The organism is Spirulina sp. LEGE 11439 (assembly GCF_059821285.1).
The window spans coordinates 1-24,731 of sequence record NZ_JCAMRX010000074.1 but is presented as its reverse complement, the minus strand read 5'-3'; the positions used below and the strand labels follow the sequence as shown (position 1 = coordinate 24,731).

The following is a 24,731-nucleotide window of genomic DNA, read 5'->3' as shown; positions in this document are numbered from 1 at the left end:
AATTTCTATCAAACCCTCTTCCCATGCCTTTTTGCAAGTTTTGTCCTGTACTGAGTTAGGGCTATCTCTGGTGTTGATGCCACAAGCTGTTGTGGCGCAAAATGTGTATCGATTGTTGAATCGAGGCATTGAACTAGGAAATGCGGGCAGATATAAGGAAGCAGAAAGGATTTGGCGACAGATATTGGAAATCGACCCCGATGATGCTAGGGCGTACTACAATCTCGGTAATGCCCTCTATCACCAAAGGGAAGTAGCAGCAGCCATCTCTGCTTACCAACAAGCCATCCAACTTTCTCCCAATTTTCCTGATGCTTACAACAATCTCGGTTCTGCCCTCGATTCCCAAGGGGAAGTAGCAGCAGCCATCTCTGCTTACCAACAAGCCATTCAACTTGATCCTAATTATGCTAGTGCTTATAACAATCTCGGTAATGTCCTCAGCAGACAAAGGAAATTAACAGAAGCTATTGCTGCCTATCAAGCAGCTATCCAACTCGATCCCGATTTTGCTTTTGCTTACAACAATCTTGGTCTCGCCCTCAGAAACCAAGGGAAATTAACAGAAGCTATTGCTGCCCATCAAGAAGCCATTCAACTTGACCCCCATTATGCTAATGCTTACAACAATCTTGGTCTTGCCCTCAGAAACCAAGGGAAATTAACAGAAGCTATTGCTGCCCATCAAGAAGCCATTCAACTCGCTCCCGACTCTCTCCAACTCCAAAACAGCCTCAAAGAAACCGAACGTCTCCTTGCACGCCGTCTCAACCCGCCACCTCCCGATATTGAAGAAATTCTCCCGAACCCAGAAGAACGGCCATTTTTCCCCTTACAACGTTCCGTGGTTTTCATCATTCCCCAAACAACACGAGGGGCAAATAGAGGCACGGGTTGGGTTATCAAACGCGAAGATAACAAAGCATGGATCGTCACCAACCGCCACGTTATCTCCGAAAACGAAGGCAGCCAACGCCCTAGCGATAACATTGAAATCGAACTCTACAGCCTCTTGCCCAAAGAACATCGCCTGCGACTTCCTGCCCGTATTGCCCATATTACCAGCCCTACAGACTCTCTCGATCTCGCTGTCCTTGAAGTGACCAACCTTCCCGACGATATCCAACCTCTCACCCTTTCCCCTTCTCCTGTGTCCCTCGATGCTGATGTTCGCATTATCGGTCATCCCATTACGGGCAATTCTTGGTCGATGCTACGGGGCTATATTGCCGCGAATACTCCCTCTGACAATGGCAAAGATGTCCAAATTGCGGGGGCTGACCTTGCTTTTGGTAACTCTGGCAGTCCCGTCCTTTACAATAATCGTGTTGTTGCTTTAGTCGTCGATATTGGCGATGAAACCAGTGCTGCAACAGAAGAAAATAACAGAGTGATAGGAGGTTTCGGATTTGCCTACCCTATCCAAACCGTCCTGCAACAACTCCGAGAATGGGGGGTTTATCCGTGAATTTTTGTTCTATTGGGGATTGAATAAGAGTAAAAAAATAAATTGGTAATTACCTTCTCATTGTCGATCCGCCAGTCGATCCGCTAGGGATTGGAAATCCCTGTCTCATACGAAAAATCCATTGAAATGGATTGGGGAATTCCGCGATCGCAATCTTACCAAATTTAATCTTTAACCTTCATCAATGGATTGGGAAATTGTGCAATTATCTCTAAAATTAACGATCGCAGTCCTCTTGAGAGGACTTTTCCTATGAGACGGGGAATTTGATTCCCCGACGGATCGGCAATGAGAGCGTTAATGCAATTACCGACTTAATTTTTGAACCTTCACTGATAAATTGGGAAATTTATTGTATTCAATGTAAAGCCATTAAAATAGAAACAGCATTGCATTAAAGCCATGAAACCACGAAACGCGATCGCTATCTTCACCTCAACTCTCTGTTTCCTTGCTGCCTCCTTTACCCTTCCTCAAAAACCCGCCGCCGCTTGTCCCAATACTGCCTCTCACTACCTAACCTATCAACGCCGCCGCAACCCCGATCGCTGTGAAGGAATTCGCCGTCAAGCGATCGGGGCATCTTTTGATCTCGTTTCTTTTGCCACCAAAGGACTCGACAGCACCTTTAACAATACCCTCACTTTAAGGATTCCCGACTTGGGGCAAACTCCGACCGCAATCCTCCGATCCTATCAAGATAGGAACTACCAACTCGATCGCTTTACTCCCCGACGCAGTGCCAATGAATATCGCTTCAATCTCGCTACCGATATTCTCAACCGTGCCAGCATTTCCCCCTCAAATTTGCGTGCGATCGCCAATTTACCCGGTAATCAACCCATTTACCTTCCCGTCATCGTCGATCGCGCCTCCGAAGAGTACGAATTTGTATTTTACTCTCCGGCTCGTACCCTTATCCCCAGCTTAGAAATTTACCGCAATAATGAAGTGATTCATCAAGATAGCCGACCCAACCCTAAAAGTAGAGAAATTCGCTTTACTTGGAATGCTAAAAATCAGCCCGCAGGACGGTATCAACTGCGAGTCAAATACGAACAGCAGCAACGAGGTCAGCGCCCTCATAAAGGAGTCTATCTTGCTCTATTTCATCACAATCCTGCATGGTTGCGCTAAGGTATGAAGTTTAAAAAAATCCCACAACAATTACGCTCTCAAATCAGTATATTTTGGCACAATATCACCACAAACCCGAGCCAGATTTGGGTAGGATTTCTGCCAAGTATCCAAAAACTCGGTCGGCGATTTTGGCGCAGTCGAAAATATTGGCTCTTCTATTTGTTGCAAGTCATTATTGCAATTATTGAAGGGATTTACAAACTTTCCTCATTCTTACTCAAACAACTCAGAAAAACCCCGACTCGAATCCAAAAAACCATCACTTTCTGTGCGACTCTACCTCGACTGATTAAAAAACTATCTTATCACGAAATCGCCGCACTATTCCTGCTTATCTTATGTTTGCTTTTTATGGGACTTTTCTTCATTCCTGCAAATGCAATCTTTGAAGGAAACTTAATCGTTGAAGAAGTTAGCTTTACTTATAATGGAGAAAGCGATCGCTTATTTTTAAATGCCGTCCGCAATCTCAACAAAATAGAACTCTCAGGAGAACAAAACCTCATATTACTCGGTCAATTCGAGAGTGAAGGCAATCCAGAATTAAACAACACGGATATCTTAGAGATTAATTTAAACTATTCTGAGAGCAAACTAATTATAGAACCAATTAACTCAGATGAATTCAGTTCTCTCAGTCTCGAAAAACTCTATCTAAAGCCTCAAACTGATATTCAAAACTTGACCTATAATCGTGAATTGAATCAACTCGATTTTACCCTCGAAAAGCAAAACAATAACAATAATATATTAGAGGAAAATCGAGAATCAGACTCTCTACTAGAACCAGCCTTACAACTTTCTTTGAGTGCAACACCTCTGAAAATAATCATTGAAGGTTATCAATTGCCAGCATTAGAAAATCCTTCTGAAGAATATAATATCCTTGAATTGACTTGGATTCCCTCGAGTACGGAACTCAATCTCGATCTCCCCGATCTGGCGAAATTCAATCTAACTTTACCCGATTTAAAACAAACTAATTTTTCCGAATGGTTTTGGGGCAATTTAGCCGTGACAGATGTTCAATTCTTCCGTACTTTAGAAACGGAAGAAGTGCCGGAAAAACTGCCAATTTCCACAATTCTCAAAGGAACTATACGCTTACTCGAAGATGAATTAGAACTCAAACCCCAGCAATTTCTAATCTTCAAGGAAAATCAAGGTAGCGATCGCTTTCCCTATTTACAAATCCATCCCGACGATCCCTCCGGATTAGAAATTCGCATCCATGGAACCGCCAGTCAAATTGCTGCGGGACTCGATCGCGATTTCCCCGTCAGTGAAGTTAAAGCTAATCTATTAAAACGCTGGTTGCCAGAAGAACTCATTAATATTTTACTGACTTTTTGTGCCGTCGCGATCGGCTATCTCGTACCGTGGCTGTTTACCCAAAAGAGTTAAAAATTGGGGAAAAAACGAGCAACGAGACAACAAAACTCGGGTAACAAAGCAGAAGTCATACTATCTTCAGCCAACGAAGTTCGCATGAATTTTAATTGACCTTCTTCGCGACAGTAAACCTCCACCCGACGCGATCGCCAATCTGCAATCCAATATTCCCTCACTCCTCGCAGGGAATACAATTTTAATTTTACTTCCAAATCTCGCCGGCGATCGCTTTCTCCACTCGATAATACCTCCACGGCTAATTCTGGCGCACCCGTTAAATGTCCGCGATCGTCAACAAAAGTATCGTAAGTTTCTCGCGCAACCCAAACCACATCAGGAATCACATTATCTCCTTCTGAAAATAACACCCCCGGACTCAAAATAGCTTCTCCCAAACCCATTTCTTCAGACCAGCGATCTAACTGAGCGAAAATTTTACCACAGGTTTGTTGATGTCGAGAATGAGGCGCTCTCGTCACGAATAACTCTCCCTCAATAATTTCATATCGTGTCCCTTCATTTTCCGGTAACAGTTCGAGATCGCGAACTGTCCAGCGCAGATTATTAATTACGGCTTGCATGGTTCTCAACGCTGCGTACTATAAGATAATTTTACACGAGAATAACCCATAGCAGGTATGAGATTAACTGAAAGCGATCGCGTGGCAATTTTACTACATGACGGCATTGGCAACCGTGGAGGCAAAACGGGATTGGCGTTTTTGCGCTATGGTGAGGCGAATATCGTCGCCGTTATCGATCGCGCCCATACAGGAGAGTCTTTACCACGATTAACGGGCATTCCCAAAGAGATTCCCATTGTTGCCTCAGTGCAAGCATCTCTCGCTTACGATCCCAATGTTTTATTGATTGGTATTGCCCCGTCTGGGGGAGCGTTACCGGAAAAATGGCTACAAGAGGTTAAACAGGGCGTTTTAGCGGGGTTATCCGTGGTCAATGGGCTGCACACCCCGTTAGCTGAAATCATGCCAGAATTGCGCGAGGGACAGTGGATCTGGGACATCCGCCAAGAACCCAAGGAATTGAATATCGGTACGGGACAAGCGAAAAATCTTACTTGTCAGAGAATTCTCACAGTCGGAACGGATATGGCGATCGGCAAAATGTCAACGGGGTTGGAGTTAAGAAAAGTTGCTAAAAAGCGGGGAATTTCCACGCGGTTTGTGGCGACAGGACAAGGAGGACTCGCGATCGCAGGGGAAGGTATTCCCTTAGATGCGATCCGAGTAGATTTTGCGGCAGGGGCGGTGGAAAAGGCGGTGATGGCGTTAGGATCTCAGTGCGATCTACTCTTGATTGAAGGACAAGGATCCTTATTTCATCCCGGTTCTACAGCTACTTTACCTCTCATTCGCGGCAGTCAGCCTACAGGGTTAATTTTGGCACATCGAGCAGGACAAAAGACAGTGATAAATTGCCCCGATGTTTTTATTCCTCCGTTACCAGAAGCGATCGCCGCTTACGAAAGTTTAGTGAGAGCAGGTGGTACATTTATAGAAGGGAAAGTGAAAGCGATCGCTCTCAATACTTTTCATTTAGAAGAAAAAGAGGCGAGAGAGGCGATCGCCTCTGTGGAAAAAGAAACAGGTTTGCCTTGCACCGATGCAGTAAGATTTGGTGCAGATTTATTATTCGATGCAGTTTATAGCGATCGATAGCGATCTGCAAGAGAGGGTTGGCTATCCTTACGATCGCATTGCTGATAGTTTTTGGTCATTTTTGCTATCAATCGCATTCAAACGCTTTAAAACAGCTTTAGCAGCCAATCGTCCCGACTGTGCCGCACCATTCATATAACCTAAATATTCATCACTGGTATGTTCCCCTGCAAAAACCAAATTACCATGAGCGCATTCTTGTTCTGTGTTTTCTTCGGAATAAAGATAATCTCGAACAAACCCAGTATACTGCCGAGGATGCCAACAAGTATAACTACCTTGAGTATAATTGTAGGATGACCAGTCAAAGCAAGTGGTTTTTTTATTCCATGTGTTTTGGAAATTGGGAATGATGCGATCGAGCATTTTGATGTACATTTCTGCATTTTGGCGATCGCTATAATTTTGAGAAGATAAACTCATATTTCCGCCTAAATAAAAAGTTATCGCCCCTGTGTCTCCCAGTTGTAATTGGGTTGCTTCCCAAAAAACTTGTAAAGGTAAATCGCTCATTCCTTCTCCACTTAATCCGCATTCTCGCCAAGGTTTGCCAGAGAAACCCGTAGTGAGTTTAATATTATTTCCATAACCCACCTGATGAATAAATTGCTTGAGTTTGTCGGGCAATGCTAAATCGAGGTATACGTGACGAAGAACGCTAAAAGGAATAGCAATAATAACGATATCTGCGTCAATATCCGTGCCGTTAAACGTGAGAGTAAATCCGTCACCCCGATCGCGCAGAGCTTCTAACGGCATTCCTGTTTCAATTTGGTTTTGCAGTTTCCAAGCGATCGCATCAGTGATAGATTGCGTACCATTTTGAACGAGAAATCGCTCGTCAGAATTTCCTGCAAGTTGAACATTCCCTTCTCGATCGACAGTAGAAACCAACCACAAAAAATTGAGAGATGTTACCTCCTCAGATTTGAGTCCAGTGTCTGTTACAATAACAACATCAAGAAATTTTCGCAGCCAGCCAGTAATGCCGAGGCGATCGCAATATTCGGCAATGGAGAGTGCATCTAGTTCGACACTAACACGATCCCAATCCTCGTGGAGACGATCTACATCAATAGACATGCGTTCGATCGCAGGAAGAAGGGTTTCGGCGAGTTGAGTTTCGGATATTTCTCGCCCGTCGAAATAGTAGAGGTGATTGAATGCTAATTCTTCATCAGTAAAGCGATCGAGGAGAGGAATATTAAATTCTTCAGCAAGTCCTCGCATATCGTAATGATCGCTATTAATAAATTCCCCACCAAGGTTTACCCACACATCTTTCCCGACAATATCTTTCACCGTATATATTCGACCGCCAACGCGATTTGTTGCTTCATAAATCGTGGCATAATAGCCCGCTTTTTTCAGATGATAGGCAGCATTCAATCCCGCAATTCCCGCACCGACGATCGCTATTTTTGCAGAGGTTTCCTTTTGTGTCGAAATAGCAGGAAAATCGCCATTATATTTAAAGGAGGGCATTCCAAAAGCTGTTGACGCTTTGAGAAATTTACGCCGTCTCAGTTTTACGATCTCGAGTTGATGTTGGCGTAATTCTGGCAATTCATCCACAGGAATTTGATAGCGGTTGGCAAGATTTGCAAAGTGCAAGGTGCGAGCAAAGAGATGGAACAAGGGACTATGTGCCATAATTAATATTTTTGGAGATCATTCCAAAGTAGTTGAAAATACTGGCGATTACCTCGATATTTTTTCGGAGAGGAGGAACTTTTGCTGCAATCTTAGATCCGTATCTTTCGCAATATTCCAGTTAAGTGCTGCGGGTCTAGTGTTAAAGCGATCGGCATCGCTATTTACACGATCGCTGAGTTGTCATTATCTGCAAGACCCCTAAACCCCAAGGAATTCGGTATAGTAGAGAACGCAGACGCATTAAAAAGGAGGGCTGCACCTTGGCTGTTGCAATTGAATCACTTCTGACCCCAGAAATCGAAAAACCCGCCCGCTACCTCGGCAACGAACTGGGTTCAGTCCATAAGCCTTGGGAAAATGCGATCGTGCGATGGACGCTAACCTATCCGGAAGTTTACGAGGTGGGCGCGTCGAATTTAGGGCATATTATCCTCTACAATATTTTAAATGCCACCCCCGACCAACTTTGCGATCGCGCCTATCTTCCTGCCCTTGATTTGGCCCAGAAACTCCGGGAAACTAAAACCCCCTTATTTGCCCTAGAATCCCGCCGTCCCCTCACGGATTTTGATATTTTAGGCTTTAGTCTCAGCTACGAACTCGGGGCGACAAATATCCTCGAAATGCTTGCTCTGGCGGAAATTCCTTTAACGTGGAAAGAGAGAGAAAATAGCAATTTCCCCTTGATTTTTGCTGGGGGACAAACCGCCACCTCAAACCCCGAACCTTACGCCGATTTCTTTGATTTTATGGCGTTAGGAGATGGTGAGGAAGTCTTACCAGAAATTGGAGAAGCGATCGCGCAAGGAAAACGGATTGGATTCTCTCGCACGGAATTGCTCCTTTCGCTAACAAAAGTTCCCGGTGTTTACGTTCCTCGTTTTTACGATATGGCGGAGGATGGTTCCGTACACCCCAACCGTCCCGATATTCCCTCTCGCATTTTACGCCGCGTTGCCACCCCGATGCCGGAACATTCTATCGGTCTTGTTCCCTATACTGAAACCGTCCACGATCGCCTCACTGTGGAAATTCGTCGGGGCTGCACGCGGGGCTGTCGCTTCTGTCAACCCGGTATGTTAACCCGTCCCGCCCGAGATGTGGAGCCGGAAAAGGTGGTGAATGCGATCGAAAAAGGAATGCGAGAGACGGGTTATAATGAGTTCTCTTTACTTTCTCTTTCTTGTTCCGATTATCTTTCCTTGCCTGCCGTGGGGATGGAAATCAAAAACCGCCTCAAAGATGAAAATATTTCCCTCTCTCTCCCCAGTCAGCGCGTCGATCGCTTTGATGAAAATATCGCCAATATCCTCGGCGGTACGCGTCCGATTAGTCTCACTTTTGCGCCAGAAGCGGGAACCCAGCGAATGCGAGATATTATTAACAAAGGATTGACAAACGAAGAACTTTTACGAGGAATTAAAACCGCCGTCGAACAAGGTTGGGATAAGGTTAAGCTGTATTTTATGATTGGCTTACCGGGAGAGACTGATGTAGATGTTTTGGGTATTGCCGAGACGCTGAGATGGTTACGACGAGAATGTTATATCAAAGGGCGCAAAAGCCTCAAATTTACCGTTACTATCTCGAATTTTACCCCCAAACCTCATACCCCCTTTCAGTGGCATTCTGTCTCTACGGCTGAATTTATCCGTAAGAAAGAAATCTTATGGAAGGAATTAAAAGCCGTTAAAGGAGTGAAAGCCAATTTTACCGATCGCCGCATCTCTGCAATGGAAGATTTTGTCGGACGCGGCGATCGCAGACTTGCGGCGGTTGTGCGTCGCGCCTGGGAGTTAGGTGCGGGAATGGATGCGTGGATGGAGAGTTTGGATCGCGCTTTTGGGGCATGGGAACAAGCGATCGCAGACTCGGATCTGACGTGGAAATATCGTCAGATCGAAGAAGGGGAATGGAATGTCATGAATGCGGAAAATACTCGCCTCGATAGTAAACGCAAACGTCCCCAATATTCGTGGGACGATCGCTTAAATTCTCGCCTTCCTTGGGACCATATCGATACGGGAATTGATAAGAATTGGTTGAAGGCAGATTTGCAACGGGCATTAGAAGAAACAACGGTTCCCGACTGTGCGTTTGAAGGCTGTTCCTCCTGCGGTATTTGTGGGGATAATTTCGGTCACAATGTTGTCTTTGAACCGCCAGCCATTCCCGAATTTGAAGGACATGTCAAGCCCAATTCCGAGCGGGTGCAACGCTTCCGAGTTCGCTTTGGTAAAGTGGGAGAATTGCGCTTATTAAGTCATTTAGATTTAGTCCGTCTTTTCGATCGCATTTTACGCCGTGCTTCCTTACCCATTTCCTTCACCGGGGGCTATCATCCGGGACCGAGGATTTCCATCGCCAGTGCCTTATCTTTGGGAATGACCAGTAGTGGGGAAATCGTAGATTTTGAGTTAACGAAGTGCATAGATTTAGAGGAATTTCGCACAAAATTAACAGAGAAATTTCCTGAAGAACTGCCTATTTATTCCGTGGAGGAAATTGATATTAAATCTCTCTCTGCCAATCGTGCTTTAGAGAAAGCCGAATATCTTCTCGATGTTGCGGCAGATGCTTCCTTAGAAGATTGGCAAACTTGGATCGCAGCAGTAGAAAAAAGTCAAGAAATCTTATTCCAAAAGACGACAAAATCAGGAAAAGTTCGCGAGATAAATTTACGCGATCGCTTATTTTCTCTAACGCTTGAAAGTGCTGCCAATCCCGTGCAAATTCGCTATCTTGGCAGCTATCTCAATGATGGTACGATTTTGAGACCGGAACATCTAATTTATATGTTAGAGCAGGTTTCAGGTCAAGAGATTGAACTATTACACGCCCATCGCGATCGCTTGCTGCTTTCGGTTTAATGCAAAAGCATTTTAAAGTGTGGTGCGATCGCTTTTTTGATTCGAGTAGGAATTGCGATCGCATCACATTTTTTTGTAAGATGTTGAATGATTCTGCAAGATAGATTAAAATACTTTTAGCGGTCAAGTCGCCTAGAGGATCGAAACTGATGGTTGTTGTAACTCAATCCAAATACTACACGCCAGAAGAATATCTGGAGTTGGAAGAACAAGCCGAATTTAAAAGTGAATATTTAGATGGGGAGATCGTTCCAATGGCAGGGGCTACAGCGAATCATAATAGAATTTTATTAAATTTTTGCCGTCCATTTCCCTTAAGTATTGGTGAAAAAGACTATGAGATTTTTATGAGCGATATGCGCTTGTGGATTCCCAGTTATCGCCGCTACACTTATCCAGATGTGATGGTAACTGATGGCGAACCCATTTTCACAGATGAAAAACAAACAGCAATCTTTAATCCTCGTGTAATTGTCGAGATTTTATCGACTTCGACAAAGGATTACGATAAAACAGATAAGTTTAAAATGTATCGTGCGATCGCGAGCTTTCAAGAATATATTTTTATTTCTCAAACCAGTTATAATATAGAACAATATAGCAAAAGAGAAGATGGCCGCTGGCTATTAACAGAATATTTAGCAGAAGATTCCGTATTAAAATTAGAATCGGTGAATTTTGAAATTACTCTAAAAGATTTATACAAGCGCGTTAATTTTGATGGAGAAACTGAGATTCGCTAATTTTCAGGTTAAAATCAATAAATTATCAAGAATTTTAAGTAATCTACAAGCGAAAATATTACGAGATTAATAATTTCACTGGAGACAATAACAAATTATGCAAACTCTAGATTCTAAAACGCCAATTCAATTACCCGATCATACTCAATTACCTTGTGAGGATGGAATATTTGTGAAAAACTTTCAAGAACATCCTCAAAGTATCCTTTTGACTGAATCGATTTGGGGTAAATTGCAGGAAATTCATCGCGATCGCCAATTTTGTATCGGTCAAGATAGTGGGATATACTGGCGTATTACCGAGCCATCTCAAAAAGGAGCAGAAGCGCCCGATTGGTTTTACGTCCCCGATGTTCCTCCGACTTTAGAGGGGAAAATAAGACGTTCTTATGTCATGTGGCAAGAGTTGGTTGCGCCGTTAATCGCGATCGAATTTGTCTCGGGAAATGGTTCAGAAGAAAGAGACAGAACACCTTATAAAGGTAAATTTTGGGTATACGAAAAAGCAATTCGCATTCCTTTCTATGGAATTTATGAAGAAAAGAAGGCTTCTCTAGAAATGTATCATTTAATCGCCGGAAAATATCAATTAATGTTTCCCAATGAACGAGGACATTATCTGATTGAGGAGATGGGGAGTGAGTTGGGAATTTGGCAGGGAATTTATAAAAATATAGATTTACCTTGGCTGCGATGGTGGGATTCTCAAGGGAATCTTCTCTTAACAGGAGAAGAAAGTGCTGATAAGGAAAAACAACGGGCTGATAAGGAAAAACAACGGGCTGATGAGGAAAAACAACGGGCTGAACGATTAGCCGCAAAATTAAGAGAATTAGGTGTAGAATTAGATGAATAGGCAATTTCCTATCTTTCTCCAACCGCAATATTATTTTGCTGTAACTGATAACTGATAACTGATAACTGATGACTGATAACTGATAACTGAAATGACTCAACCTGCTTCGCCTGTAATCAGTCCTTTAACCCCTGCAATGCAAATTTTGGCGGCGGGGTGTTCGACGAATTCCTCGATCGCAGTTTCGCTAGCAGCTTGTAACATGGCGATAAGGCGCTGTTTCAAGGATGGATTTTGCTGAATGACTTCAACCACTTCAGCTTGAATCAGTTTTTGACCTTTCTCGGTTTTGGGATTGTAATCTTCAGCGATTTTCTCGATTAGTGCTTTGAAGTCTTGCGCGGTTTGGGCAAGTTCGGAATTATTGTTAATCTGCGTGCCAATTTTGTCGCCTTCCACATAATCATTTGCGACTTGAGGACCGTTGCCGAAGTTGTTAAAAATATTGTTGGTTGTATCGCTCATGGGTTCAGGAACTTCTACTTGAGTTGTGACTGTAATTTTACGTTTATCGGGAATCAGATCGTTGGAAAAGGGAGATCTTTTTGAGTAAGGATCGCTTTTGAATTCCCTTTCTATTTCTGCTCTGGAGAATTGTGGCTCAATGACATCATCAAGCAAATTGCGAACATTAACCATATCATAACTCTGAATACACTGGATTTCGTAGCGCTTATCGCGTAAAAATCTTTGCAAGATATCCCACGGGTATGTGTGGGGGTTTTGACTGCCTTTGCAGATATGGCAATTGCAAGGGATGAGAGTTTGATATTCGAGGCGATCGTAGGTGTTTTGGATTTTTTCGAGTTCGTGGGCGACAATGGAGAGTAAATGACGCTTATTGGAGCCGGAAACGCGAATTTTGATTTCAGCTTTATGATAGCGGTCTTCTTCGATGACGGCGGCGCGAGTGTAACCATTGGTTAAAATTACACCGTGTTTCCAGACGAGATTTTGGTTCTCGATCTGTTCGTGCATGGCGACGATAAAACGAGGGAGAATATCTTTGGGTTTGAAGTCGTAGAAGTAGCGGAGAATGAGGTTTTCGGTATCATCCCAATCGTAGTCGGGTTCTTCTTTTTTGAGGAGTTGGGGGGCAATATAGCGACCTTTGCAACCGGGAATTTCATAGCATAACTCGAATTCCATCATCAGTTGTAATAGTTCGTCGCGCATCTTTGCGGTGTCGCCTTTGTCCCAGATGTTTTCGAGGTCGTTGTCGCTGAAGCGGCCAAAATCGTTTTGAATGGTTTTGGTATCGAGGACTTTATAAACGGCGCGGGTTGCCCATTCGGGTCGGAGGATGACGGTCTTTTTCAGGAGTTTGACTTTCTGGAAGTGCAGGCAAATGCCGAGATCGTGGAGATATTGGCTGACGTTGAGCATTCGCTTTTCGTCGCTAAAACCATTTTGACGGCAGAGATTGATATATTCGTCGAGAGAAATATAGTTGCGGTTTTGGGCGTAGTTTTCGAGGACGGCGCGGATGCGAACCCAATGACCGGGGAGAGGGGTGCCGATATGCTCGAGGTTGCTGATGTAGTGTTGGATGTCGGTTTGAATGCGATCGAGGCCGCGATTGTTTTCGAGGTTGGTGGCGAGGATTTCTGTGAGATTGGTGAATTCGCCCCGTAATGCCCGTTCGTTGATTGGACATTGGCGATCTTGTTTTTCGTTTTTGACGATGAGAATAGGGCTATTATCGCTGAGGAGTTCGACGATTTTGAGCCAGTAATAAAAGTCGGTGTTTTCTTCGCGAGTGTCGGCAACGAGGACGTAGAGAGAGCGTTTAGTGAGAAAAAATTGGTGAGTGGCGTGATAGATTTCTTGACCGCCAAAGTCCCAAATATTGACTCGGAAGGTATGGCGATCGGGATGTTCAAATTCCCAGCGAATCACGTCAATCCCTTCTGTGGATTGTTCGTCTTTTTGCAATTCGTAAGCTGGGTTTTTGAGTTTCTGAGCAAGACTGGTTTTCCCGGCACCACCTTCCCCGACGATCAGGAGTTTTGCTTCGTAGAGAGGATCGGATTCGGGAAGATCTTGGCTGTTAAAGTAGAAGTCTAGAATAGTGGCTAGATCGCCGGGATTTTCCCAAATCTCTCGCGGTCCAAGGATTTCCGGTGGAATGGGTAAAGGGTTGCCTCGCAAATCCAGTGTTTCGAGTTTGGGTAAATTTTTAATAAATTCTGGTAAGGCTTTAATCTGGTTAGAATGGAGGTCAAGGGTGGTTAGATTTTGCAGTTGTCCGATTTCACTGGGGAGGTTTTGGAGCGGGTTAGAACGGAGGTCAAGGGTGGTTAGATTTTGCAGTTGTCCGATTTCACTGGGGAGGTTTTGGAGCGGGTTAGAACTGAGGTAAAGGGTGGTTAGATTTTGCAGTTGTCCGATTTCACTGGGGAGGTTTTGGAGCGGGTTAGAACTGAGGTCAAGGGTGGTTAGATTTTGCAGTTGTCCGATTTCACTGGGGAGGTTTTGGAGCTGGTTAGAACGGAGGTCAAGGGAGGTTAGATTTTGCAGTTGTCCGATTTCACTGGGGAGGTTTTGGAGCTGGTTAGAACGGAGGTAAAGGGTGGTTAGATTTTGCAGTTGTCCGATTTCACTGGGGAGGTTTTGGAGCGGGTTAGAACTGAGGTCAAGGGTGGTTAGATTTTGCAGTTGTCCGATTTCACTGGGGAGGTTTTGGAGCTGGTTAGAACTGAGGTAAAGGGTGGTTAGATTTTGCAGTTGGACGATTTCACTGGGGAGGTTTTGGAGCTGGTTAGAACTGAGGTAAAGGGTGGTTAGATTTTGCAGTTGGACGATTTCACTGGGGAGGTTTTGGAGCTGGTTAGAGAAAACTGCTAAAACCTGCAAGTTTTTGAGATTGCCAATTTCAGCCGGTAGAGACGCGAGCTGATTTCCTTTTCTTTCTCTTTTTTCTGGATCCCATTTTCCTAAAATTAACGTTTCCAAGTCCACCAATTCCCCGATCGCAGCCGGTAATTCCGTCAACTCCATCCCCGCTAAATCCAGCTTTTTCCAGTTCTCTGCTTTTGCCCGTGCGATCAGTTCTAACACTTCGGTTTGCGACACTCGTTCCACCTCACAATCGCGATATTTCCCATCTTAGCCGATCGCTCGCATCCCGATAGCAGCTTGGTAAAAGCGATCGCACGGATCGCCTCCAGATTGATACAATACAAGAAAGCGAGGGAAAGTTACCATGTCCGCCGAATTAATGAGCGAGCGATCGCCAAACGAGGCTTTAGCCGTATCGCCTCAAACCCCTGAAGAATATACTCCCCCCCTTCCTCCCACCGATTTAATCTTTGACGACGGAGAACCCTTGGAAAGTAATCGTCACCGCATCGCTATGAATGTTTTAATCGAGTCCGTCCACCAAGCCTATCGCGGACGAGAGGACTATTTTACCGGGGGCAATATGTTCCTGTATTACAGTAGCGAACAGGTGAAAAATAAAGATTTTCGCGGTCCTGACTTTTTCGTCACCTTAAATGTAGATGGGACGCGCGATCGTCAAGGTTGGGTTGTTTGGGAAGAAATGGGACGCTATCCCGATGTCATCGTCGAATTAATGTCACCGAGTACCGCCAGCATCGATACAAATGAGAAGAAAACCCTCTACGCACAAACCTTCAGGACGCGAGATTATTTCGTGTATAATCCCTTCAATCGCGAGTCCCTACAGGGATGGCGTTTGGGGTTGAATGGCGCTTATGAAGACCTAACTCCCAATGAAAGGGGATGGTTGTGGTGTGAAAGTTTGGGGTTGTGGTTGGGACTGTGGGAAGGAACGATTTTGCGAGAAACAGCGATTTGGGCGCGATTTTACGATCGCGACGGCAACTTGATATTGTTAGGAGAAGAAAGAGCCGAACAAGCACAGCAAAGAGCCGAACAAGAACAGCAAAGAGCCGAACGAGAACAACAAAGAGCCGAACGAGAACAGCAAGAGAAAGAACAAGCTCAAACAGCATTGCAAGAGTTACGCGATCGCTTGCAAGCAATGGGATTAGACCCCGATAATCTCCCCACTCAATAACTCAATTCTGGAAAATTGACTGCAATCCCAACAGGGAAAATGTATCGCAAAATTTCAGCTAAAATAAAAAGCACAGTTATCAATAAAAGCGATGACCACCGCCACCCCCGAGCAAATTTGCTGGACGATCGCCGACTTGGAACTCTTTCCAGACAACGAGAAACGCTATGAAATTATTGCAGGAGAACTGGTTGTGACCCGCGCACCCCATTGGCAACATCAACGAATTTCTGGGAACATCTACGCACAATTAAACGCATGGTGCGAACAAACGGGTTTAGGAAGCACTGCGATCGCACCGGGTGTAATTTTTTCCGATACCGATAGCGTCATTCCCGATGTGGTTTGGGTGAGTCGAGAACGCTTATCCGAGATTTTAGATGATGCAGGACATCTCATCGAGGCACCGGAATTAGCCGTTGAAGTTTTATCGAAAAGTGCAGCAGATCGCCAGCGAGATTATGAATTAAAATTAAAACTTTATTCAACCCGAGGAGTGCGAGAATATTGGATCTGCGATCGCCAAAACAAATCCCTACAAATCTATCGGCGAGAGAATGGCATCTTAAAATTAGCAATGACACTATTTGCAGCAGATACCCTCACCAGTCCTTTGTTACCCGAATTTAGCTGCTTAGTGGAACGATTTTTTGCTTAAGATCGTGCGACCCAAAGCGATCCAACGAAATTTTGTTCAAGACAAAGATACTTTCCTCCTCGAACTGTTTCGCGAATGACGGTCGGGAACATTTGCTTTACCATAATGCACAGCGATCGCCCTTTTTATTCATTTTGCCCATGCCAGCCCGAAATCCTGCCGACGCACAAATCATTCATCTGTGGTTTCCCAATATTTTTGAGTTTAAAGGCGGAATTCAAGTCTACTCGGCTTTCTTACTGCAAGCCCTACAAGAATTGTATCCCCAAAAAGAGTACGATGTTTTCCTCAAACACGACACGCGATCGCTACCTCACATTCCCTATTTAGAAAAAACCCGCTTTCATTTTGCCGGGACGGTTCCCCTCAAGTTTCGCACCTTTAATTTTGCCGCCCAACTGGCCAAACATTGCTTGCGCCACCGTCCCGATCTCATTATTGCCTCTCATGCCAATTTTGCCATTTTAGCCGACCAAATTAAGCGCTTTTTGGGCATTCCCTATTGGGTTATTGCCCACGGAACCGAGGTTTGGGACATCGAAAAGCCCAGTTTGCAAAAAGCATTACAACACGCCGATCGCCTCCTTGCCGTTAGCAACTATACTCGCGATCGCCTCCTTGCCGAACAAAACCTCGATCCCGCCCGGGTTTGCCTCCTACCCAATACCTTTGATGCCGACCGATTCGCGATCGCCCCCAAGCCCAATTATTTATTGCAAAGATACGATCTCAATCCCGAACAACCCGTTATTTTGACAGTCGCGCGACTTGATGAAACTCAGCAATATAAGGGATACGACCAAATTTTGCAAGGATTGCCTCTGATTCGTCAAGCTATCCCTAACGTACATTATCTCATCGTGGGAAAAGGGAAAGATCGCGATCGCCTCGATGACCTCATTCACCGTCTCAATATACAAGATTGTGTCACCCTTGCCGGGTTCGTTTCCGATGAAGAATTGGGCGATCATTATAATCTCTGCGATGTGTTTGCCATGCCTTCTCAAGGGGAAGGTTTTGGCATTGTTTATTTAGAAGCCTTAGCCTGTGGCAAGCCGGTTTTAGGCGGAAATCGCGATGGTGCGATCGATGCGTTATGCGAAGGAAAATTAGGGGTTTTAGTCGATCCAGAAGATAGCGAAGCTATTGCTCGCAGTTTAATTGAAATTTTGCAACAAAAAACAGCAAATCCGATTCTCAATCAGCCGGAAATGTTAAGATTGCAAGTAGTTGAAACCTATGGATTTGAACAATTTAAGGAAACTTTAGCACAATTATTGTAACAGGCTGTTTATCTGGAGCGATCGCAAATGGTCTCAATCTAGCTTTCTTGTTTGCTGACGGCAATTGCTAACGAGAGACAATTATGAATTTAGCGGCAACTTATCAAAAACAATTACTCGAGAATATTCGTTCGATGTTTTGCGATCGACCGTTAAGCCTCGCTGTCGAACGAGCATATCTGCAAACACCGAGACATTTATTTGTCAAACGCTATCGAGATTGGGGTTCTCATATTTGGTACGAAATTAACGAACAGACTTTAGAGCAACATTTATCAATGTTGTATGCCAATCGATCGCTAATTCTTTTCGGAGAAAATGATGCCCATATCCCCTCGACTATTTCTCAACCTTCTTTGGTGCTAAAAATGCTGGATATGCTGGATATTTCCCTCGGCGATCGCATTTTTGAATTAGGTGGGGGCAGTGGCTGGAATGCAGCCCTAATGGGATATTTAACTGGGCAATCCGGTCATGTTTATAGCTTGGAAATCATTCCAGAAATGGCAAGAATGGCATCGGCAACCCTTCGCACTTTAGGCAGACACAATGTTAGCACGATCGAAGGAGACGGCGGCCAAGGATATGCAGCCGGTGCGCCTTATCAACGGGCGGTATTTACTGCCGGAACTTACGATCTTCCTCACTATTTTTACGAACAAATTGAAAATAATGGCTTGCTCCTTGCCGTTCTCAAAAATGAAGGGATCGGCGATCGTTTTGTCCTTTTGCAAAAGCGAGATCGTTGTTTTGTTTCTCTCGAAGGATTGCACCCTTGTAGCTTTGTGGAAATGACGGGACAATATCAAGGAGATGAAATCAGTGCGATCGCGGTAGAAGATCTGCCAGAATGGGAAGAGTTGCAACAATTAGAAGTATCGAGAATGCCTTTTTGGTGGGGAGGGAAAGGGAACGATCTCTGGCTGGGGAAAACATTAGGAATTTATTCATTTCTAAGAATTACAGAACCCAATTTTCGATTCTTCAAAGCGAAAACTCGCCCTTTCCGTTATTTTGGACTTTGGGATCGAGAAAATTACTCCTTAGTTTTGGTTCGAGATGATTATTTAATCGCTTATGGTAATGAGATCGCTCGCGATCGCTTAATTAAGAGTTTAAAGCATTGGGTTGAGTTAGGAATGCCAAGTATTGACAGCTTTCAGTTAAAAATTTACCCCATTGATTTTCCTGTAAATTTAGAAAAAGATCGATGGCTTGTCAAACGAAAAGAATCTCAATTTCTGTGGAGCTTAGATAATGAATAATAAACAACCATTATTCATTATTCAAGCTGCGTTGAGCTTCGATCGCAACTTGTTCGATTTCGTCCTTGCTTAATTGTTCTAAAATAGGTTGAACGTCTTCTCCACCCAGATAGCTCAATGCTTGGGCGAGACGATGGCGAATTTGCCAATCTGGATGATCGACAAAGGGCAGAAGTAAAGGAATAGCACGGCGATCGCCCAATTCCCCAAAAGCACCCACGGCGGTAGATTGCAACAAACCATTATCAGAAGCAAGGGCATTGGCGAGAAGGTCAAACCCACGAGGGTCCCCCATTTCCCCTAATGCAGCAACGATACTAAATTGCAATAACCATTCGGAAGATTCTTGGTAGGCTTTTTGCAAATCTACAAAGCCTTCCGTCAATTTGAGGGCGGCGATCGCATCGGCTGCGGCGGCTTGTACGTCGATTTCTGGGTCGTTGAAAAGGCGATCGCGCAAAATTTCCAGAGATTTCTCTCGGTTGGCTCCACCGAGACTATCCATTTGACTGACTGCCGCATAGCGTACTCGCACGCTACTATCAAGAATGAGGGGTTGGAGCATTGCAAAGGCGATTTCTTGGGGCAGCTGTCTCAATTGATTTAAACCCTTAATGCGATCGCCGTAATCTTCAGATTGCAATAAAGTTTGAACGGATTCTGGAGTCATTTCAGTTATCAGTTATCAGTGATCAGTGAATAGTTATCGGCGAACAGTTATCGGCGAACAATGAACAAAACAAAAAAGAGGCGAAATGGTTTGACTCAATTAATCGGCAGCCATTGCTCGGATGATATCGCCGTGACTTAAAATACCAATAACTCGCTCTTCTTCATCGACAACAGGAAGCCGACGAACGTGCTTTTCGTGCATGAGTTTGGCAGCTTCTCGTAATAAAGTATTAGGGTTCGTATAAATAGGCTTATCGCTCATCACTTCTTCTACCGTTTGTCCTAGGGCTTTGTGAAGCTCTTTTTCATAACGAGCCGGATTTTTGAGAAAAATCAACCCATCTAAGAACATAATGTAGGGTGGAGGTTCTGCTCCAGTTTCCTGCCACATTAAGTCCGAGTCAGAAATTACCCCCACTAATTTTCCCGACTCATCCACGACGGGTAAACCGCTAATTTTTTCTCGGGCGAGAATCTGTAGGGCATCCTTCAACGGTGTTGCTGGAGTCACTGTAATGGGATTGGGGGTCATAAAATCAGTAACGGTTTGTGACATAAGGAGGTAAAAAATAAATTGAATGAGATGTTAGAGTTTGATTTCGCAAAAGTAGGCAAATCTTTATACTTATATTTTGAACCCTATTTTACCCATTTCTTCTAGATGTTTAAGAAAACTTAATTTTTAACCCCAAAAAATAGATCCTATCCTCTTTCAAAGAGATAATAAAGACAATTTTGCTGATATCGAATCTCTATATTACAAGATTGGTGTTATTCATTGCTCATTGAAATGATGGTTTTTGATTAATCTTTGAAAGCGAGAACGATCGTGGAGAAAAACAAAATTTTCATCGTTTTTTGCAATTTCTTTCCATTGCTTTCCTCCTTTTAAAGAAATAGCTTCTTCTAAGCGATCCAAGGCTTCTTCGGCTTGTTCTTGCCGGGCATAACAAATGGCTTGAGCGTACCAAACTTCCGATTCCCTAGGATTTCGTTGAATGGCAGTGTCAAAATGAGAGATCGCTTCTTCATAACGTTGTAAGCGTTGCAGAAACACCCCGCACTGATACCAGCTTCGATAATCTTGGGGCTTTAATTCAATGATTTTTTCATAAGATTGAAGCGCTTCTTCATGACGTTCTAATTTTCCCCAAAGAATTGCACTCAAAGACCAAGTTTCCGTTTTTTCGGCATCGATCGCAATAATATGCGGAATCACTTCTAATGCTTCTTCATGTCGTTGTAATATTTGCAAAACCAAGCCCTTATGATACCAAGAATATTGATGTTGGGGATGATTTTCTAGAATGCGATCGTAAAAATTGAGCGCTTCATCATATTGTTGGCGATGTTCTAAAATCAAGCCTTGATATTTCCAATCTTCAATAGCATCGGGTTGTAATTCTTTGAGGCGCTCGTATCCGATCGAGGCTTCATCATATCGTTCTAAATGATGCAAAAGATAAGTTTTATCGAGCCATGCTTCATAATAATCCGGTTTGAGTTCAATTGCTTGGTTATACGCAGCGATCGCGCGATCGTATTTTTTCAACTGAGCGAAATTTCTCCCCTTTTGATATAACCCTCGTTCTTTACTTCTAAAAATAAATAATACAACTAACAGCCCGACAATTAAAACGGCTGAATTGCTTTGAAACAATTGAAAACCCATTACCATTGCTTGAAGAGGAACGTGTAAAAAGTCCCCGATCGCATAAGAAACCGACGAGAGAAACTGATTGAAGGGAGCGAAAAACCAGAGCAAGGCAATTAAAACCAGAATTCCGTATTTCCCAAATTTACGACCTTTTTGTTGCAGATCGGGTGGCAACCAAGGATCGATAATACCATAACCATCAAGAGGAGGAATAGGCAGTAAATTAATTAAAACAACATAAATGTCGAGAAAAATTAAAAACGCGATCGCCGACCAAAACCAATGGATTGTTTCGCTAGCAACCCAACCCGACCAAAAAGGAAATGATAATCCCAAAGCCGCTAAAAAACTGGCAAAAGGACCCGCCGCAGAAACACCGCTATCCCATAAACGACTTCGCAAGCGAGAGCGATCGATATAAACAGCTCCTCCAGGCAGGGCAATGCCTCCGATTAACAGAAAAAATAGAGGCAGAGCCAAACTTAATCCCGGATCGGTATATTTAAGCGGATTAAAAGTTAAATAACCCTTATCTTTAACAGATTTATCGCCCCCCCAATAAGCAACAATAGCATGACCAAACTCATGCAAGCAAAGTGAGAAAATCCAGCCGATACAAACAATTAAAGCGATCATTATTGTTGGTTATTAGTTATTGGTTAACTCTCTTTCAGACCTGAACCCTACACTCTATTTTCCTCCCAACAACGATAAGGAAACTGGACTAAATTGGCATTAAAATAACGAGAGTCTCCCGATACTTCCCGTCCGATCCATTCTGGGATCGCGATCGCTTGCCCTTCCTCGGTTAATTCAACTTCAGCTAAAATTAATCCTTGATTTTCACCACTAAATTCATCAACTTCCCATATTAAATCGTCAAGGGGGATTCTGTAGCGTGTTTTTTCAATGAGAGGGCGATCGCACAACCCCGCCAGCATTTCTTCCGCTTCGTCAACAGGAATGGCATATTCAAACTCCTTACGGGAGAGTCCAGTCGTTTTTCCTTTCACGGTCAAATACGCGCGATCGCCAGCTACGCGCACCCGCACCGTACAATCGGGAGCAACAGATAAATAACCCTGACGATATCGCCTGCGAGTCCCCAGCGATCGCCATTGTTCCCCCTTGACTAAAAATTTACGCTCGATTTCTCTTCCCATCATTTTTCGATCGCCTCAAACATCTCGCTCTCGATTTTAGCGTTGAAAATTGCTGCGATCGTCAAAGCATCCTAACAAACTGACTAATTTTCTCCGAGTGGGAGAAATTTTCAGGACGAGTTATGGTAGAAGAGAAAACCAATTCGCAATCCTAACAAAATTGAGATAAGGAGTCAATGTAATGGGAAAAAGCAGTCGTCAAGCAGAATTCAACGAGGATGATGTCATTGCATTTGGTGATGATGCTTTTAAAATTGGAAAATTCAAACAGGCTCTGAAACAATGTTTTGGTTATGATTTTGGCTATGGATTAATCGGTCTTCTAGGCAATCAAGGCATCAAAATTGATAAAACGCAAGTGAGTCCGGAAGGGGAACAATCCGACTTTCTCAAATGGTTTAATGAAGGCGTAGAGTGCGAAGTTCTCAAAACCGATGCCAAAGGCTGGCGCAAAGCCAAAGTTAAAATTAAAGTTGCTGTTGAATTCGTACTTGATGAATCCACCTCAACCCATCAAGAACCAATCTCCCCTCTCAATGACCTCAACGATCTCGATGTGGACGAAAGCGATGCGACGGTGATCATGTTCGGTGATGGCTAGCAATAATTGCCACTCAACTAAATGTCGCGAGGGGTCTCCCGCTAGACCTGAAAGGTTAGCGGTGAGAGGAATCGCGATAAAAAAAGAAACCGACTGAAAGGAGTCCTTAAAAAATATTGTTTTTATCAAAATACGGATTGATTATTATTAATTTTTTTGCTATAAGTTAAATATGATTCTAACTTATAGCTACCGAATTAAACCGACCCTAGAACAGGCAGAAAAGATTGATGATTGGCTCGAACTTCTACATCGCCACTGGAACTATGCCTTGGGTCAAAGATATGACTACTTGAGACAAACGCGCTCTCAAGCGGATCGCTGTAGCTTAGTTTCAGAACGGACATCTCGCGATTCTGAGGAAACCTCAGAATGCGTGTCCTCATCGATTGGCGAAATTCCCGAACCGATTAATTATTACACTCAACAATCTGCACTTAAAGAAACAAAAATTCTCTTTCCCGATTACAAGGAAATTTACTCAGAAGTGCAACAAATCAATCTACAAAGATTGGACAAGGCATGGAAAAGATGGAGAGTTCCCGATAAAAATGGAAAGCGAGGAGGGCGACCAAAATTCAAGAAAGCAGGACAGTTGAGATCGTTTGAATTCTCGCGAGTTAACCATCCGAAAGCTACGATTAAATTTGATGGGAAAAATCTGATAACGACACGATTAGGGACAATTCCGATTATCGTTCATCGTCCCATTCCGGAAGGTTTTGAACTGAAAACAGCATCAATTGTTAAGAAAGCGAATGGTTATTATGTTTGTTTAACCGCAAAAGATGAACGAGTACCAGAACCTTTGCCGTTAGATAAAATCAAAACAGCAATAGGCATTGATGTGGGATTGAAGGAATTCTTAACCACATCTGAGGGTGAAACCGTTCCCATTCAGCAAACCTATCGCAAGGCACAAAATCATTTAGCACGTCAGCAAAGGAGGCTAAAGAAGAAAACAAAAAGGTCAAAAAACTATCAGAAACAACAAAACAAGATTGCCAGAATTCATCAACGAATTCAGCGACAAAGAAAGGATTTTCAATACAAAATAGCCAATTGGTTAACGAGATGTTATGACTTAATTGCGGTTGAGGATTTAAACATCAAAGGATTGGCAAGAACCCGACTGGCTAAGAGCATTCTTGATGCCGCATGGGGACAATTCATGACTATCTTGGAGGCAGTGGCAGTAAAATGCGGCGTTCGGGTAGTGAAGGTAAATCCTCATGGTACAAGTCAAGACTGTAGCCGTTGCGGTACGAAAGTCCAGAAAACTCTCTCGGTTCGCACTCATCAATGCCCGAAGTGTGGATTGGTGATGGACAGAGATGAAAATGCAGCAGTTAACATTCTTAATCGAGCATTAAAAGAGATACAGGCGGTGGGTCTCATCGTGAGGGGCTGCGGGCGGAACTTGCGTCCGCCCTTTAAAAGCCCCGTCTCTGCTTGTGGAGGCTTAGGCAATAGTCAGCCCGAGAAGCAAGAAACTTCTAGAAAAGAGTGGGTTCAACTCAGTCTCTTCTGAATCGGGTAAGGTTTGGGAATCGCTTCCCTCCCCTCCCCTAAGAACCGGACGT

At 43.8% G+C, this 24,731-nt stretch carries 20 protein-coding genes; 13 read left to right on the top strand and 7 right to left on the bottom strand.

Features of this window, described 5'->3' with window-relative positions:
• From AC6RV6_RS27875 to AC6RV6_RS27865, 3 genes are all read left to right on the top strand, one after another.
• A partial coding sequence (locus AC6RV6_RS27875; RefSeq protein ID WP_500244165.1) for a tetratricopeptide repeat protein occupies positions 1-1,468 on the top strand: 1,468 nt, incomplete at its 5' end.
• Between the two features lie 402 nt (positions 1,469-1,870).
• A complete protein-coding gene (locus AC6RV6_RS27870; protein WP_500244164.1) occupies positions 1,871-2,605 on the top strand; it encodes a hypothetical protein in 735 nt (244 codons plus the stop codon).
• A 3-nt stretch (positions 2,606-2,608) separates the two neighbouring features.
• Positions 2,609-4,012: a hypothetical protein gene (locus tag AC6RV6_RS27865; protein ID WP_500244163.1), complete on the top strand. Its 1,404-nt coding sequence runs from the start codon at positions 2,609-2,611 to the stop codon at positions 4,010-4,012.
• On the opposite strand, the gene AC6RV6_RS27860 is transcribed toward AC6RV6_RS27865, so the two are convergent.
• Positions 4,009-4,581, bottom strand: coding sequence for a Uma2 family endonuclease (locus AC6RV6_RS27860; protein ID WP_500244162.1), 573 nt, complete (start codon positions 4,579-4,581; stop codon positions 4,009-4,011). The two genes, AC6RV6_RS27865 and AC6RV6_RS27860, sit on opposite strands and share 4 nt — an antisense overlap.
• 57 nt (positions 4,582-4,638) lie before the next feature.
• On the opposite strand from AC6RV6_RS27860, the gene AC6RV6_RS27855 reads away from it, so the two are divergent.
• Complete coding sequence (locus AC6RV6_RS27855; RefSeq protein WP_500244161.1) at positions 4,639-5,679, top strand: N-acetyltransferase DgcN family protein; 1,041 nt, start codon at positions 4,639-4,641, stop codon at positions 5,677-5,679.
• Positions 5,680-5,706: 27 nt separating this feature from the next.
• Here AC6RV6_RS27855 and AC6RV6_RS27850 read toward each other — a convergent pair whose 3' ends face one another.
• The gene (locus AC6RV6_RS27850; protein ID WP_500244160.1) at positions 5,707-7,332 is read right to left on the bottom strand and encodes a flavin monoamine oxidase family protein; all 1,626 of its coding nucleotides are present in this window, start codon (positions 7,330-7,332) and stop codon (positions 5,707-5,709) included.
• A gap of 263 nt (positions 7,333-7,595) precedes the next feature.
• On the opposite strand from AC6RV6_RS27850, the gene AC6RV6_RS27845 reads away from it, so the two are divergent.
• From AC6RV6_RS27845 to AC6RV6_RS27835, 3 genes are all read left to right on the top strand, one after another.
• Complete coding sequence (locus AC6RV6_RS27845) at positions 7,596-10,205, top strand: TIGR03960 family B12-binding radical SAM protein (protein WP_500244159.1); 2,610 nt, start codon at positions 7,596-7,598, stop codon at positions 10,203-10,205.
• A 149-nt stretch (positions 10,206-10,354) separates the two neighbouring features.
• Positions 10,355-10,948 (top strand): Uma2 family endonuclease, encoded by a 594-nt coding sequence (locus tag AC6RV6_RS27840; protein WP_500244158.1) that lies wholly within the window; start codon positions 10,355-10,357, stop codon positions 10,946-10,948.
• Positions 10,949-11,045: 97 nt separating this feature from the next.
• Positions 11,046-11,804, top strand: coding sequence for a Uma2 family endonuclease (locus tag AC6RV6_RS27835; protein ID WP_500244157.1), 759 nt, complete (start codon positions 11,046-11,048; stop codon positions 11,802-11,804).
• Between the two features lie 96 nt (positions 11,805-11,900).
• Here AC6RV6_RS27835 and AC6RV6_RS27830 read toward each other — a convergent pair whose 3' ends face one another.
• Positions 11,901-14,879, bottom strand: a complete 2,979-nt coding sequence (locus tag AC6RV6_RS27830) for a leucine-rich repeat domain-containing protein (protein WP_500244156.1) — start codon at positions 14,877-14,879, stop codon at positions 11,901-11,903.
• 130 nt (positions 14,880-15,009) lie between these two features.
• On the opposite strand from AC6RV6_RS27830, the gene AC6RV6_RS27825 reads away from it, so the two are divergent.
• The 4 genes from AC6RV6_RS27825 (at position 15,010) to AC6RV6_RS27810 (ending at position 19,055) form a co-directional block, all read left to right on the top strand.
• Positions 15,010-15,849, top strand: a complete 840-nt coding sequence (locus AC6RV6_RS27825; RefSeq protein ID WP_500244155.1) for a Uma2 family endonuclease — start codon at positions 15,010-15,012, stop codon at positions 15,847-15,849.
• A gap of 91 nt (positions 15,850-15,940) precedes the next feature.
• Entirely contained in the window at positions 15,941-16,507 is a 567-nt protein-coding gene (locus tag AC6RV6_RS27820) for a Uma2 family endonuclease (RefSeq protein ID WP_500244154.1), read from the top strand.
• 140 nt (positions 16,508-16,647) lie between these two features.
• Positions 16,648-17,790, top strand: coding sequence for a glycosyltransferase (locus AC6RV6_RS27815; protein ID WP_500244153.1), 1,143 nt, complete (start codon positions 16,648-16,650; stop codon positions 17,788-17,790).
• Between the two features lie 83 nt (positions 17,791-17,873).
• Entirely contained in the window at positions 17,874-19,055 is a 1,182-nt protein-coding gene (locus tag AC6RV6_RS27810; RefSeq protein WP_500244152.1) for a protein-L-isoaspartate O-methyltransferase family protein, read from the top strand.
• A 10-nt stretch (positions 19,056-19,065) separates the two neighbouring features.
• Here the strand turns inward: AC6RV6_RS27810 and nblB are convergent, their stop codons facing one another.
• From nblB to AC6RV6_RS27790, 4 genes are all read right to left on the bottom strand, one after another.
• Positions 19,066-19,725, bottom strand: a complete 660-nt coding sequence (gene nblB, locus AC6RV6_RS27805) for a phycobilisome degradation protein NblB (RefSeq protein ID WP_500244151.1) — start codon at positions 19,723-19,725, stop codon at positions 19,066-19,068.
• Between the two features lie 99 nt (positions 19,726-19,824).
• Complete coding sequence (locus tag AC6RV6_RS27800) at positions 19,825-20,283, bottom strand: CBS domain-containing protein (RefSeq protein WP_500244150.1); 459 nt, start codon at positions 20,281-20,283, stop codon at positions 19,825-19,827.
• A gap of 219 nt (positions 20,284-20,502) precedes the next feature.
• On the bottom strand, positions 20,503-22,020 hold the full coding sequence (locus AC6RV6_RS27795) for a tetratricopeptide repeat protein (protein ID WP_500244149.1): 1,518 nt from the start codon (positions 22,018-22,020) through the stop codon (positions 20,503-20,505).
• A gap of 47 nt (positions 22,021-22,067) precedes the next feature.
• A complete protein-coding gene (locus AC6RV6_RS27790) occupies positions 22,068-22,547 on the bottom strand; it encodes a CYTH domain-containing protein (protein ID WP_500244166.1) in 480 nt (159 codons plus the stop codon).
• A gap of 181 nt (positions 22,548-22,728) precedes the next feature.
• Here AC6RV6_RS27790 and AC6RV6_RS27785 point away from each other — a divergent pair, with 181 nt between their 5' ends.
• Both AC6RV6_RS27785 and AC6RV6_RS27780 read left to right on the top strand, forming a co-directional pair.
• On the top strand, positions 22,729-23,148 hold the full coding sequence (locus AC6RV6_RS27785) for a KGK domain-containing protein (protein WP_500244148.1): 420 nt from the start codon (positions 22,729-22,731) through the stop codon (positions 23,146-23,148).
• Positions 23,149-23,320: 172 nt separating this feature from the next.
• A complete protein-coding gene (locus AC6RV6_RS27780) occupies positions 23,321-24,679 on the top strand; it encodes an RNA-guided endonuclease InsQ/TnpB family protein (protein WP_500244147.1) in 1,359 nt (452 codons plus the stop codon).
• Positions 24,680-24,731 lie beyond the last annotated feature (52 nt).